Annotated in this window: 11 protein-coding genes; all 11 read left to right on the top strand. The window is 37.6% G+C overall.

Features of this window, described 5'->3' with window-relative positions; translation table 11 throughout:
• The first annotated feature begins 158 nt into the window (after positions 1–158).
• The 11 genes from DS745_RS17075 to DS745_RS17025 all read left to right on the top strand — a co-directional run bounded on the left by DS745_RS17075 (position 159) and on the right by DS745_RS17025 (position 14200).
• A complete protein-coding gene (locus DS745_RS17075; protein ID WP_129079438.1) occupies positions 159–1064 on the top strand; it encodes an aspartate carbamoyltransferase catalytic subunit in 906 nt (301 codons plus the stop codon).
• Positions 1057–2334, top strand: a complete 1278-nt coding sequence (locus tag DS745_RS17070) for a dihydroorotase (RefSeq protein ID WP_129079437.1) — start codon at positions 1057–1059, stop codon at positions 2332–2334. Before DS745_RS17075 ends, DS745_RS17070 begins: the two co-directional genes overlap by 8 nt.
• A gap of 2 nt (positions 2335–2336) precedes the next feature.
• Positions 2337–3431 carry a carbamoyl phosphate synthase small subunit gene (locus DS745_RS17065; RefSeq protein WP_129079436.1) on the top strand — a complete coding sequence of 365 codons (1095 nt, stop codon included), beginning with the start codon at positions 2337–2339 and terminating at the stop codon, positions 3429–3431.
• Positions 3432–3435: 4 nt separating this feature from the next.
• Positions 3436–6651 (top strand): carbamoyl-phosphate synthase large subunit, encoded by a 3216-nt coding sequence (gene carB, locus DS745_RS17060; RefSeq protein ID WP_129079435.1) that lies wholly within the window; start codon positions 3436–3438, stop codon positions 6649–6651.
• Positions 6648–7424, top strand: a complete 777-nt coding sequence (locus DS745_RS17055; protein WP_129079434.1) for a dihydroorotate dehydrogenase electron transfer subunit — start codon at positions 6648–6650, stop codon at positions 7422–7424. Before carB ends, DS745_RS17055 begins: the two co-directional genes overlap by 4 nt.
• Positions 7421–8332 (top strand): dihydroorotate dehydrogenase, encoded by a 912-nt coding sequence (locus DS745_RS17050; protein WP_129079433.1) that lies wholly within the window; start codon positions 7421–7423, stop codon positions 8330–8332. The genes DS745_RS17055 and DS745_RS17050 overlap by 4 nt, the downstream gene beginning before the upstream one ends.
• Entirely contained in the window at positions 8329–9045 is a 717-nt protein-coding gene (pyrF, locus tag DS745_RS17045; RefSeq protein WP_129079432.1) for an orotidine-5'-phosphate decarboxylase, read from the top strand. The genes DS745_RS17050 and pyrF overlap by 4 nt, the downstream gene beginning before the upstream one ends.
• The gene (gene pyrE / locus DS745_RS17040) at positions 9042–9671 is read left to right on the top strand and encodes an orotate phosphoribosyltransferase (RefSeq protein WP_129079431.1); all 630 of its coding nucleotides are present in this window, start codon (positions 9042–9044) and stop codon (positions 9669–9671) included. The genes pyrF and pyrE overlap by 4 nt, the downstream gene beginning before the upstream one ends.
• Before the next feature lie 46 nt (positions 9672–9717).
• Positions 9718–10374, top strand: a complete 657-nt coding sequence (locus DS745_RS17035; RefSeq protein WP_129079430.1) for a class I SAM-dependent methyltransferase — start codon at positions 9718–9720, stop codon at positions 10372–10374.
• A gap of 245 nt (positions 10375–10619) precedes the next feature.
• Positions 10620–12389: an ABC transporter ATP-binding protein gene (locus DS745_RS17030; RefSeq protein ID WP_129079429.1), complete on the top strand. Its 1770-nt coding sequence runs from the start codon at positions 10620–10622 to the stop codon at positions 12387–12389.
• Complete coding sequence (locus tag DS745_RS17025) at positions 12389–14200, top strand: ABC transporter ATP-binding protein (RefSeq protein ID WP_129080069.1); 1812 nt, start codon at positions 12389–12391, stop codon at positions 14198–14200. Before DS745_RS17030 ends, DS745_RS17025 begins: the two co-directional genes overlap by 1 nt.
• Positions 14201–14409: the final 209 nt, after the last annotated feature.

Below are 14409 nucleotides of genomic sequence, written 5' to 3'. Positions count from 1 at the left end.
GTTATCAAATAAAGCCGAGTGGTGGTAGAGATGCCCATTCCTCTCTTTATTGCACCCTTATAAGAATTTATAAGGGTGTTTTTTATTAAATATGTTTGGTTTGAGCAATATAAAATGATCCTGATTTATTCGTGAGAGGTATGAAAGGGGAATTTGGTATGAAACATTTATTAACGATCACAGAGCTCGATAATGAAGAAATTCTTGATATCTTACATGAGGCTCAACAGTTTTTAGAAGGAAAAGCTTGGGTGCCAGCGACTGATAAGTTTGTTGCAAATCTATTCTTTGAACCAAGTACGAGAACAAAATTTTCTTTTGAAGTAGCAGAGAAAAAACTCGGTCTTCATGTTCTGAACTTTGAAACTCATTCCTCAAGTGTTCAAAAGGGAGAAACATTGTACGATACTGTAAAAACTTTAGAGGCAATTGGTGCCAATGCAGTTGTTATCAGGCATCCCAAAGATCACTATTTCGATGAGCTTGTAGGTGGAATTTCTATTCCGATAATAAATGGAGGCGACGGTTGTGGCCACCATCCCACTCAATGTTTACTTGACTTACTTACGATACAGCAGGAATTTGTTATTTTCCAAGGATTAAATGTAGTAATTGTTGGGGATATTCGTCATAGTCGTGTGGCAAGATCGAATGCTGATGTGTTAAAGCGACTTGGGGCAAATGTTTATTTCTCAGGGCCGGAACAATGGATGGATGATGCGATGGTAGGGGGGAATTACTTACCAATGGATGAAGCAGTTAAACAGGCAGATGTGATGATGATGCTCCGTATTCAACACGAGAGACATGCTTTTAAAATGATTTCATCAAAAGAAGAGTATCATCAGTTATTTGGCTTAACGATAGAAAGAGAAGCAATGATGAAAAAACAAAGTATTATTATGCATCCTGCACCTATTAATCGGGATGTTGAAATAGCAGATTCTTTAGTTGAATGTGAACGATCCCGTATTTTTAAACAAATGACAAATGGGGTAGCGGTGAGACAAGCAGTACTTAAACGTGCTTTACAACAAAAAGGGGAGGTAGTTTCAATTGGCTAAGCTATTAAAAAACGGAAGAATTTTAGGTGAGGATGGAACATTACAAAAGGTGGACATCTTAATTGATAAAGATCTGATTACAGCGGTAGAAACAGAAATTTCCGTAGAAGCACATGAGGTTATCGATTTAAATGCCAAGGCGATTTTTCCAGGGTTTGTTGATCTACATGTGCACTTGCGAGAGCCAGGTGGGGAGTATAAAGAAACGATTGCGACAGGAACAATGGCTGCAGCGCGTGGAGGCTACACGACAATTGCTGCTATGCCTAATACTCGTCCTGTACCTGACACGAAGGAACAAATTGAGTGGTTAAATCAAAGAATTTTAGAAACAGGAAATGTTCGAGTATTACCGTATGCTTCTATTACAATTCGTGAACTTGGAAAAGAAATGACAAATTTTAAAGAGTTAGCAAACGCTGGTGCATTCGCATTTACGGATGACGGTGTGGGAGTTCAAGATGCAAGTATGATGCTTCAAGCAATGAAGGAAGCCGCGTCGATTAATAAAGCAATTGTTGCCCATTGTGAAGAAAATACACTAATTAATAAAGGCTCAGTACATGAAGGTGAATTCTCTAAAAAAATGGGATTAAATGGAATACCTTCAGTTTGCGAAGCTGTACACATTGCAAGAGATGTTTTATTAGCAGAAGCTGCAGGAGCACACTATCATGTCTGTCACATTAGTACAAAAGAGTCTGTCCGTGTTGTTCGTGATGCAAAAAGAGCTGGTATACGGGTAACGGCTGAAGTAACGCCACATCACTTGTTGCTCTCAGATCAGGATATTCCAGGGTTAGATACAAACTATAAAATGAACCCACCGTTAAGGGGAATTGAGGATAAGAAGGCATTAATTGAAGGCTTACTAGATGGTACGATTGACTTCATCGCGACAGATCATGCGCCACATTCTGAGGCAGAAAAAAGTGAGTCTATAGAATTGGCACCATTTGGGATCGTTGGCCTAGAAACGGCATTTCCATTACTCTATACACATTTTGTTGAAACAGGGATTATCTCATTGAAAGATTTAGTAGACAACTTAGCAAAGAAACCATGCGAAGTGTTTGGGCTTCCGTATGGAACGTTACATGTTGGAGCAAAGGCCGATATTACTATTGTAGACCTTGAGCATACTGAAAAAATTGATCCAGAAAGCTTCTTATCAAAAGGGAAAAATACCCCATTTGCAAATTGGGAGTGTAAAGGTTGGCCAGTAATGACAATTGTCAACGGTGAAGTTGCTTGGAAAAGGGAGGAATAACAATGAAACGTCAATTAATTTTAGAAAACGGTGAAGTTTTTGTTGGAAAGGGATTCGGTAGTACAAGAGAAATGTCAGGAGAAGTTGTTTTTAATACAGGGATGACAGGATATCAGGAGATTTTATCAGATCCATCTTATTGTGCACAAATCGTTACACTAACATATCCTTTGATTGGAAATTACGGAATTAACCGAGATGATTTTGAGTCTATTTCTCCTTCAATAAACGGATTAATTGTCAAAGAAGCAGCAAAATTTCCTAGCAACTGGAGAAATGAAGAGTCAATTGACGAACTATTAAAAGCTCTAAATATTCCAGGGTTAGAAGGCATTGATACAAGAAAGTTAACTAGAATGATCCGAAATGTTGGAACACTTCGTGGAAGAATATGCGGTATGGACGTGGATGTTGATGCAGTCGTCGATGAACTAAATAAGTTAGTTTTACCACGTGATCAAGTTGCTCATGTTTCAACAAAAGAGTCTTATGCTAGTCCAGGAAGAGGGTACCGCGTAGTCTTAGTGGACTTTGGGATGAAAAAAGGAATTCTAAGAGAATTAAATAATCGAAACTGTGATGTTGTTGTCGTTCCTTACAATGCAACAAGTGAACAAATTTTACGTTTTAATCCAGATGGAATTATGTTAAGTAATGGCCCTGGGGACCCAGTAGATGTTCCAGAAGCGGTTACTATGATTAACGAATTACTAGGAAAAGTACCGATTTTTGGTATCTGTCTAGGCCACCAACTATTAGCACTAGCATGTGGTGCAAAAACAACAAAATTAAAATTTGGCCACCGTGGGTCTAACCATCCTGTGAAAGAATTAAAGACAGGAAAAATTGCTATAACTGCACAAAACCACGGGTTTACAGTAGAACCTGAAACAGTTGGAAATACAAGATTAGAGGTAACCCATGTTGCTGTAAACGATGGAACGGTTGAAGGAATGGAACATTTAGATTATCCAGCATTCAGTGTACAATATCACCCAGAAGCTTCACCAGGACCAGAGGATGCAAACGATTTATTTGAACGATTTATGGAACTAATGCAAAACAATATTGAATCTAAAGCCGTAGCTAGGAGGTAACACCATGCCAAGACGTGAAGATATTAAGAAGATTTTAGTAATAGGTTCAGGACCAATTGTTATTGGTCAGGCAGCGGAGTTTGATTATGCAGGGACACAAGCTTGCCAGGCGTTAAAGGAAGAAGGGTATGAGGTTATTCTTATTAATTCAAATCCAGCTACAATTATGACTGATACATCAATGGCTGATAAAGTTTATATTGAACCTATTACCTTTGAATTTGTAAGTCGTATTATTAGACAAGAGCGTCCTGATGGATTGTTACCGACACTTGGTGGACAAACAGGATTAAATATGGCAGTCGAGTTAGAAAAGTCAGGAATTCTTAAAGAGTATAATGTTGAACTTCTAGGAACAAAACTACATTCAATTGAGCAAGCAGAGGATCGTGATTTATTCCGAACGTTAATGAACGATTTAAATGAACCAGTCCCAGCAAGTGCGATTATCCATACGCTAGAAGAAGCCTATAAATTCGTAGAGGAAATTGGATATCCAATTATTGTTCGTCCAGCTTACACTCTTGGCGGAACGGGTGGAGGACTAGTTTATAATGAAGAGGATTTAATTGAAATTGTTACAAGTGGCTTAAAGTATAGTCCTGTTACACAATGTCTAATTGAAAAAAGTATCGCTGGATTCAAAGAAGTAGAATATGAAGTGATGCGCGACGGTAAAGATCAAGCAATCGTTGTTTGTAATATGGAAAATATTGATCCAGTAGGAATTCATACAGGTGACTCTATCGTAGTTGCACCTAGCCAAACATTGTCAGACCGTGAGTATCAAATGCTACGTAACTCTTCATTAAAAATCATTCGAGCTTTAGGAATAGAAGGTGGTTGTAACGTACAGTTTGCCTTAGATCCTGATAGCTACCAATATTATATTATTGAGGTTAATCCTCGTGTTAGTCGTTCGTCAGCATTAGCATCAAAAGCAACAGGGTATCCAATTGCCAAAATAGCTGCTAAAATAGCGGCTGGCTATGCACTAGATGAAATTATGAACCCTATTACAAAAACGACGTATGCAAGCTTCGAACCAGCCTTGGATTATGTTGTTTCAAAGATCCCACGTTGGCCGTTTGATAAGTTCGAAGCAGCTAATCGTACATTAGGAACGCAAATGAAAGCAACTGGAGAAGTCATGGCGATCGGTAGGAACCTAGAAGAGTCACTACTAAAAGCTGTGCGTTCATTAGAAGCTAATGTACTACATCTTCAGATTGATAAGCTTGAAGCATTAACAAAAGAAGAAATGGACCATCGCTTGCATAAAGCAGACGATGAACGTTTATTTATCGTAGCAGAAGCATTCCGTCGTGGTTATTCAGTTGAGCAACTTTGGGAATTAACAAAGATTGATCGTTTCTTCCTAAATAAAATCCAAGGAATTATTCAATTTGAAGCGACACTTAAAGATGCACCATTTAATGAAGAAGTATTAGTGGAAGGAAAAGAGCTTGGTTTTTCTGATGATGCCATCGCCAAATTCTGGAATACAACGGAAAGAGAAGTCTATGACTTCCGTTATGAGAAAGGGATCATTCCAGTATACAAAATGGTAGATACATGTGCTGCTGAATTTGAATCGTTCACGCCTTATTTTTACGGCACATATGAAGATGAAAATGAGTCAATCATTACCGATAAAAAGAGCATTGTCGTTTTAGGCTCAGGACCAATTCGCATTGGTCAAGGGATCGAGTTTGACTATGCAACGGTTCATACAGTATTAGCTATTAAAGAAGCTGGATATGAAGCGATTATTATTAATAACAATCCTGAAACAGTCTCAACTGACTTTAGTATTTCAGATAAGTTATACTTCGAGCCACTAGCAGTAGAAGATGTAATGCACATTATTAATCATGAGCAACCATTAGGAGTTATTGTACAGTTTGGTGGTCAAACAGCGATTAATCTAGCAGATGAATTACAAGCTAGAGGAGTCACGATATTAGGAACATCATTAGAAGCAATGGACACGGCTGAAAATCGTGATAAATTCGAGCAAGCCCTGCAACAATTACAAATTCCACAACCGCTAGGCCGTACAGCGACTAGTGTTGATGAAGCAGTAAAAATTGCCAATCATATTGGTTACCCTGTTTTAGTTCGACCTTCATATGTACTAGGTGGCCGTGCGATGGAAATCGTTTATTTCGAAGAAGAACTACTACGATATATGACAAATGCAGCTAGAGTAAATCCAAAGCACCCAGTATTAATTGACCGTTATTTAATTGGTAAAGAAATAGAAGTAGATGCAATTTGTGATGGTGAAACAGTAGTAATCCCAGGAATTATGGAGCACATTGAAAGAGCTGGCGTTCACTCTGGTGACTCAATTGCAGTATACCCTCCACAAAGCTTAACAGAAGCAACAAAAGAGATAATTATTGAGCGCACAATTAAATTAGCTAAAGGATTAAATATTGTTGGATTATTAAACATTCAATTTGTACTTCATGAAGATGAAATCTATGTACTAGAAGTAAATCCACGTTCAAGTCGTACAGTACCATTTTTAAGTAAAATTACCGGTGTTCCTATGGCAAATCTAGCAACAAAAGCGATCCTCGGTATCAAATTGCAAGAATTAGGGTATGAAACTGGGTACGTTCAAGAAAGTAAGGAAGTATCCGTAAAAGTACCGGTGTTCTCATTTGCCAAGCTTCGTGATGTTGATATAACGTTAGGACCGGAAATGAAATCGACTGGTGAAGTAATGGGACGAGATGTTAATTTAGAAAAAGCTCTATATAAAGGATTGGTTGCTTCTGGAATGAAAATTCCTACTCATGGTTCAGTGTTATTTACAGTTTCTGACAAGGATAAAGAAGAGGCTCTAGAACTAATTAGAAGGTTCCATCGTATTGGCTACCATATCTTAGCTACAGAAGGAACAGCCTCTAGAATAAAAAATGAAAATATCCCAGTGACTGTTGTCAACAAAATTGGAGGTCCAAAACCTCATATGCTTGATATTATTCGTCAAGGTCAAGCGCAATTTGTTATTAACACATTAACAAAAGGAAAACAGCCTTTAAGAGACGGCTTTAGAATTCGTCGCGAGTCAGTTGAAAACGGTGTTGTTTGCTTAACAAGTATTGATACTGCAGATGCACTGTTACGAGTATTAGAATTAATTACTTTTGCTTCAGAACCGATGCCTTCGTTTAAAGAGGAAAAAGTGGTGGTGACAACGCAATGATCGTTGAAAATATGGAAATAGTTAGCCAGAAAAATATTGCAAGTCAAGTTTACGAGCTCGTCCTTCAAGGACAAGAGCTCGTTAGCCTTGCAATCCAAGGACAGTTCCTACACGTCAAAGTAAGCGAGGGAACAGATCCAATGCTTCGCCGACCAATCAGTATCGCAAGTATTGATAAAGATAAAAATCAATTAACAGTAATTTACCGTGCAGGTGGTAGAGGAACAAACATGCTTGCAAACAAACAGGTAGGAGATCAGGTATCTGTTTTGGGACCATTAGGAAATGGTTTCCCAGTGGAAGCGACAAACGCTGGTGAAAAAGCTGTCTTAATAGGTGGTGGAATCGGGGTACCACCTCTATATGAACTTTCAATGCAACTTGTTGCAAAAGGTATAACTGTTATTCACGTTCTTGGTTTTGCAAGTAGTAAAGACGTCTTTTATGAAGAGAAGTTTACGGAACTCGGGGAAACGTACGTGGCAACGATGGATGGTACAAAGGGTTACCATGGTACAGTTATTGACGTGATAAAAGACAAGGGGATTAGCTTCGATACAATATACTCATGTGGACCTACACCAATGTTAAAAGCAATTGAAACAACATTTCCAGAAGAGAGAGGTTTTCTTTCGTTAGAAGAAAGAATGGGTTGTGGGATTGGTGCATGTTTTGCCTGTGTCTGCCACGTTCAAAATGATCCTACTGGGATAGCTTATAAGAAGATATGTACGGATGGACCTGTGTTTGCGATTGGAGAGGTGGAACTATGAGTAGATTAAACATGGAGTTACCGGGACTTTCAATGCGAAATCCGATTATGCCTGCTTCAGGCTGTTTTGGTTTCGGAAAAGAATATGCCAAGTTTTATAATTTAGAAAAACTCGGGGCAATTGCGATAAAAGCTGCTACGGTTGAAACGAGATTTGGTAACCCAACACCACGTGTAGCTGAAACATCGAGTGGAATGCTTAATGCGATTGGCTTACAAAACCCAGGTCTTGATAGTGTGTTAGCCAATGAACTTGTCTGGCTTGAACAATATGATGTACCAATAGTAGCAAATATTGCTGGGACAAAAACAGAAGATTATATTGAAGTCGCAGAAAGAATTTCGAAAGCAAAAAATGTTCATGCGATTGAATTAAATATCTCTTGCCCAAATGTCAAAGAGGGTGGGATTACATTCGGAACAGATCCAAAGGTAGCAAGTGAATTAACCAAGCTAGTAAAAGAGGTTTCTAGCGTTCCTGTCTATGTAAAGCTTTCGCCAAATGTTACCGATATTGTTGAAATGGCAGTAGCAGTTGAAGAAGCCGGTGCAGACGGACTAGCGATGATTAACACACTTTTGGGTATGAGAATTGATTTACGCAAGCGAAAACCGATTTTAGCGAATGGTTCAGGTGGACTTTCAGGCCCAGCGATTAAACCAGTGGCGATTCGAATGATCCATCAGGTTAGTCAAGTTGTCTCTATACCGATTATCGGTATGGGAGGAATTAGTTCGGCCGAAGATGTGGTCGAATTTTTCCTAGCTGGGGCAAGTGCGGTTGCAGTAGGTACAGCTAACTTTGTTGATCCCTTTGTTTGTCCAACCATTATTGATGAGCTACCAGGTTTACTAGATGAGCTTGGGGTTGAGCATATAACTGAATTGATTGGAGGTAGCTGGAAATGAGTAAAAGTCCAATTATCATTGCTCTAGATTATTCAGATGAAAAACCAGTTTGGGAGCTATTAAACCAATTTGGTGACGAACAGTTATTTGTAAAAGTAGGGATGGAGCTTTATTATAGCTGTGGGAACTCCTTACTTAGCAAACTAAAGGAAAAAGGTCACAATATATTTCTAGATTTGAAGCTTCATGATATTCCAAATACGGTTGGTCGGGCGATGCAGTCACTTGCACGTCTTGAAGTGGATATAATAAATGTTCATGCCGCTGGTGGATGCTTGATGATGGAACGTGCTCTTGAAGGGTTGGAAAAAGGTACTTTAAGTGGGAAAGATCGTCCTACATGCATCGCTGTTACTCAATTAACCAGTACAAGCGAGAATGTGATGCAAGAAGAGTTAAAAGTGAATGGAAAGATTGAAGATATTGTTGTTCATTATGCTAGTCTAGCTAAACGTAGTGGCCTTGATGGAGTGGTATCATCACCTTTAGAAGTCCCATTGATCAAAGAAGCGTGCGGAAGTTCGTTCCTAACAGTAACACCTGGAATTCGGTTAGCAGGAGACTCGAAGGATGATCAACAACGAATTACAACTCCAAAGGAAGCTAGGAGCTTAGAAAGCGACTTTATTGTAGTTGGAAGAAGTATAACAGCGAGCGTTGACCCGTTATTGGCATTACAAACAATCAAAAAAGAGTGGAGTGAAGGCTTGTGAAACAACAACTAGCTAATCATTTATTAGAAATCGGTGCGGTCCATTTAAAGCCTAATGAACCATTTACATGGACATCAGGAATGAAGTCACCTATTTATTGTGATAATCGTTTGACGCTTTCATATCCTTTAGTACGTAGGAAAATTGCGATTGGCTTAGAAGAGCTAATCAGAACTCACTATCCTGAAGTGGATGTCATTGCAGGAACAGCAACAGCTGGGATTGCGCATGCAGCCTGGGTTAGTGATAACTTAAATTTACCAATGGTTTATGTTCGTGGTAAAGCCAAAGAGCATGGTAAAGGAAACCAAATTGAAGGACTAATTAAAGAAGGACAAAGCGTTGTCATTGTCGAAGATTTAATTTCAACAGGTGGAAGTGTCATTACCACAGCAGATGCATTAAGAACAGCTGGGGCCAATGTATTAGGCGTTGTAGCGATTTTTACATATGGCTTAGAAAAAGGGAAAACACTACTAGCTGAAGCAGGACTGAGCTATTATACAATTACAGATTATTTGACACTTATTGATGTAGCGAATGAAAACGAGTTAATTAATCAAGAGGACCTTGCAAAATTAAAAAAATGGCGTGATAACCCTTCATCATTAGATTGGCTTTCATAATGGCTAAACTCTGTATGAAGGAACTCTCATACAGGAGGTTAGATTGATGAAGAAAATGCAAGGTGAGGATTTTAACAATCTTGTTCGTTTTTTTGATGGAATGGCGCAGACAAGTTGGCTTAGTGGAGTTCATAATTTACTTAAGGACGCTACAGGAAGCTGGGTAGGTAAGAGTGTCTTAGATGTCGGATGCGGGACAGGTCGACTCTTACTAAGAGGAGCCAAAGAATCAATGCATGTGACAGGCATAGACTTATCTTCAGAAATGATAAAAGCATCTACTCAAACCTTTCTTTTTCATGAATTAGGACACAAAGGAACGTTTCTAGTTGGAGATGCATACGAGTTGCCATTCCCTAACAACCAGTTTGATATTGTTCTTTCAACATGCGTGTTATTTTTACTTCCTGAACCTACCGTTGCTATGGAGGAAATCCTTAGGGTTATTAAGGAAAACGGTATAATTGCCATGTTAAATCCATCAATAAAAATGAATCAGCAAGAAGCTTCACGCTATTGCATAGACCATAATCTTTCAGGCTTCGAAGAGAAAACACTGTTACAATGGTCAACGATCTCTACAAGTAGACATCGTTATTCAACAGAGCAACTCACAGCTTATTTTACTGATGAAGGTGCAAAAGTGGTACGCAACATTAACGTTTTAGATGATTTAGCCATTATTACAATTGCAAAATTCTAAACAAAACTAGTCTCGATAGGTGGGACTAGTTTTTTATTTAACTCTTAAAAAAAGAGGATTCGTTACTAAATAGGAGAGAAATGAAGACAATTGGATTATTTTCGACAATAAAGCCAAGAAACTAGGAAATTTAAGGGTAGAAAATTATTTCGGAAACCGATATATTATAGATTACCTATTACATTTTTGCACTTTAAAAAATTTTCTTACTATTTTAGATGGTTCATCTATATTGGAGGTTTAACATGAAAACGTTTCTTAGGCTTAAACAATTTTATTGGCCGTACAAAAAGTACTTTTTGGGTTCTATTTTATTTTTATTTTTTGTAACAGCAATTACTGTAGTCTATCCAGTAATCCTTAAGGTCACGATAGATGATGTAATCTTAGCTGGAAATTACAACTTAGTTCCTTATGTTGCCTTAGGATTTATAGGTATTATGGTAATCAAAGGAATTGCAACCTACTACCATCAGTTTTTTGGGGACTTATTTGGAATTAAAACGGTTTACGAGTTACGTAATTCATTGTACAAAAAACTACAGTATTTACCTTTCCGTTATTATGACAATGCCAAAACAGGTGACCTCATGTCGAGGCTTACCGCTGATGTGGAGGGCTTCCGCTTCTTCTTATCATTTGGTTTTGCTCAGGCTTTGAATTTAATTTTATTAGTAGGGCTTAGTTTAGGAATTATGTTATATTTTAGTGTTCCACTTGCATTACTTACTCTTGCAGCAATGCCTTTTTTAATTGTAGTCGTTTATCGTTTTGATAAAGAAGTTCACCCTGCATTTAAAGGAATAAGGAAATCCTTTGCAAGGCTTACTACAAAGGTTCAAGAAAATATCAGTGGTATGAACACAGTAAAATCACTCTCAAGAGAAGATTACGAGATTGATAAGTTTGTTAATAACAATGGTGATTATAAAGATAATTACATTTTAACCTCAAATATTTGGGCGCGTTACTTTCCATTAATGGAGCTTATTGGACAAATTTGCGTCGTGATGCTTTTAGGATTTGGTGGTTTCATGGTTATTAATAATCAATTAGCACCAGGGGAGCTTGTCGCATTCTTTAGTTTAGTTTGGTATATTATTGGACCGCTTATGAATTTAGGGTTTATCATTAATACATTTTCTCAGTCAAAGGCATCAGGAGAACGACTTGTTGAAATACTTGATGAAAATGAAGATATTAAAGATACTGAAAAGGCTATAACTGTAGAGGAATTACAAGGTCATGTTCAATTTCGTCATGTAACACATAGTTATGGCACAGAAGACGGAGAAGCTCTTAAAGATATTAGCTTTGATGCACCAGTAGGAAGGGTTATTGGTTTAATTGGTGCAACTGGTGCAGGTAAGACTACGATTACCCAATTGATTTCTCGCTTCTATGAACCAAATCATGGCGAGATTTTAATTGACGGTCGAGATATAAGTGAATACTCAATTCAATCATTACGAAAAAATATCGGAGTTGTACTACAAGAGTCATTTTTATTTTCGTGTTCCATCCGCGATAACATTTCTTACGGTTTTCCCGAAGCAACGTTAGAGCAAATTCAAGATGCAGCTAAGCGTTCAGATGCTCATGAGTTTATTATGGAACTCCCTGATGGGTATGACACAATTCTAGGGGAGCGTGGAATGGGCCTTTCAGGAGGACAAAAGCAAAGAATTGCGATTGCCAGATCAATTTTGATTAATCCTAGTATTCTTATATTAGATGACGCTACGAGTGCTGTAGATATGGAGACAGAAGCAAAAATACAAGCCGCTTTTCAAGAAGTGATGAAGGGACGGACAACGTTTATCATTGCTCATCGGATCTCTTCATTAATGCACGCAGATGAAATTCTAGTGTTAGAAGATGGAGAAGTTAGAGAACGAGGAACGCATGAAGAGCTATTAGTGAACAAAACAGGATTATATCGACGTATTTACGATATCCAATTTAAAGATCGTGAAACTTTAGTCGAGGTAGAAAGCAAGAAGGTGATTATATGATGAAAGAAAAGAAAGCCCGTAATAATCGATTTCATTATGCAGTAGATTCAGTCATTGAGAAACCATTTAACTGGAAACAAATGTTACGATTATTTAGCTATATCAAGCCATACTCAAAAAATTTACTTCCTTTATCCATTATAGCGATGCTTGTTTCCACTGCAATACGTCTTATAACACCAATTTTAATTGGGGTTTATGCCTTAAATAATGTTATTTATGATGGGGATGGGGGGGCTTTAAGGAATATCGTTATTTTGATTGCCGCTCTCTATATTATCTCATGGGTAGCCAATACCTGGCGTATTCGCTGGATGAATAAACTTGGACAATATGTTATTTTTGACTTACGTCAAAGCCTATTTAAACATATTCAACGCTTGTCACATAAATTTTTTGATAAGCGTTCAGCAGGATCAATCCTAGTTAGGATCACAAATGATGTAAACTCATTACAGGATTTATTTACAAATGGTGTTATTAACTTACTGATGGACCTACTGATGCTTGTTGGGATTATTGTCATTTTGTTTTTCTTAAGCCCACAGTTAACGTTGGCAGTCATGATTATTTTACCTTTAATGTTTCTAATTTCGACTGGGTTACGTCGCCGAATTAGGCGTTCTTGGCAATTAGTTCGCTTAAAGCAATCACAGATTAATTCACATTTAAATGAAAGTATTCAAGGAATTCGTGTAACACAATCGTATACTCAAGAACAAGAAAATATTAGCTTTTTTAAAGAAATGAACCAGGATAATTTTCTCGCTTGGCGTGATGCGACACAAAAGAACGCAATGTTTCGTCCTTTTGTCGAAATGTCGAATGCGATTGGTACAGCTATTTTAATTTGGTACGGGGTAACACTTATTCAAAGCAATACGATTGATATCGGAACATTCGTCTCCTTCGCTTTTTATTTAGGGATGTTTTGGGAACCGATCTCACGTCTTGGCCAGGTGTATAATCAACTTTTAGTTGGGATGGCTTCTTCTGAACGAATTTTTGAGTTTCTAGATGAAAAACCTTCAGTGAAAGAAAGTAGTAAAGCAATAGCGTTACCAAACCTCAAGGGAGAAATTGCTTTTGAAAATGTCCGCTTTTCTTATGATGACAAACGGACAGCGTTAAATGAAATTAATTTAAAAATAGAAGCTGGGCAAACAGTTGCCTTAGTTGGTCACACTGGATCTGGTAAGACAACAATTGTAAACCTTATTGCAAGGTTCTATGATCCAACAAGTGGTACTGTCAAAATTGATGGGCATGATCTAAAAGAAATCAAGCTTGAGAGCTTAAGACAACGTGTAAGCACAGTACTTCAAGAAACATTTATTTTTTCTGGAACGATTATGGATAATGTTCGATTTGGGAAACCTGATGCTAGTGACGAAGAAGTAATAAAAGCATGTGAAACAGTAGGTGCTCATAAATTTATTGAACAATTAAAAGCTGGATACTTAACTGAAGTAGAGGAACGAGGAAATATTTTATCAGTAGGCCAACGACAGTTATTATCGTTCGCAAGAGCGTTGCTTGCTAATCCTCAAATCTTGATCTTAGATGAAGCAACGGCAAGTATTGATACGGAAACAGAGCAAGTCATCCAAGAAGCATTACGCACTCTCTTAAAAGACCGTACCTCAATAATGATTGCTCATCGATTGTCTACCATACGCGAAGCAGATAATATTATTGTATTGGAACACGGCAATATCTTAGAGACAGGAAATCATGATGAACTTATGGCCCAACAAGGAGAATACTATAAGCTTGTTAAAGCACAGTTTAAAGTGCTGGATGCGGGATAAGTTCTAATTGTCAATTGTCAATTTTGAATGTTGAATTAAAAACCAAATGATAGTAAAGGGAACGGCTTATAACAAATAAGCACGTTCCCTTTTCATAATTCATAATTCATAATTCATAATTCATAATTCATAATTCATAATTCATAATTCATAATTCATAATTCATAATTCATAATTCATAATTCATAATTCATAATTCATAATTCATA

Origin of the sequence: Anaerobacillus alkaliphilus, from assembly GCF_004116265.1 — a bacterium.
Taxonomy (GTDB): Bacteria; Bacillota; Bacilli; order Bacillales; family Anaerobacillaceae; genus Anaerobacillus; species Anaerobacillus alkaliphilus.
Note: the sequence above shows the minus strand (reverse complement) of the source record. Positions and strands in the feature narration are given on the sequence as shown.

Coding starts and splice junctions, on each gene's coding strand:
- DS745_RS17055 (WP_129079434.1), top strand. CDS start 6,648: ATGATCGTTGAAAATATGGAAATAGTTAGCCAGAAAAATATTGCAAGT.
- DS745_RS17050 (WP_129079433.1), top strand. CDS start 7,421: ATGAGTAGATTAAACATGGAGTTACCGGGACTTTCAATGCGAAATCCG.
- DS745_RS17065 (WP_129079436.1), top strand. CDS start 2,337: ATGAAACGTCAATTAATTTTAGAAAACGGTGAAGTTTTTGTTGGAAAG.
- pyrF (WP_129079432.1), top strand. CDS start 8,329: ATGAGTAAAAGTCCAATTATCATTGCTCTAGATTATTCAGATGAAAAA.
- carB (WP_129079435.1), top strand. CDS start 3,436: ATGCCAAGACGTGAAGATATTAAGAAGATTTTAGTAATAGGTTCAGGA.
- DS745_RS17035 (WP_129079430.1), top strand. CDS start 9,718: ATGAAGAAAATGCAAGGTGAGGATTTTAACAATCTTGTTCGTTTTTTT.
- DS745_RS17075 (WP_129079438.1), top strand. CDS start 159: ATGAAACATTTATTAACGATCACAGAGCTCGATAATGAAGAAATTCTT.
- DS745_RS17025 (WP_129080069.1), top strand. CDS start 12,389: ATGAAAGAAAAGAAAGCCCGTAATAATCGATTTCATTATGCAGTAGAT.
- DS745_RS17030 (WP_129079429.1), top strand. CDS start 10,620: ATGAAAACGTTTCTTAGGCTTAAACAATTTTATTGGCCGTACAAAAAG.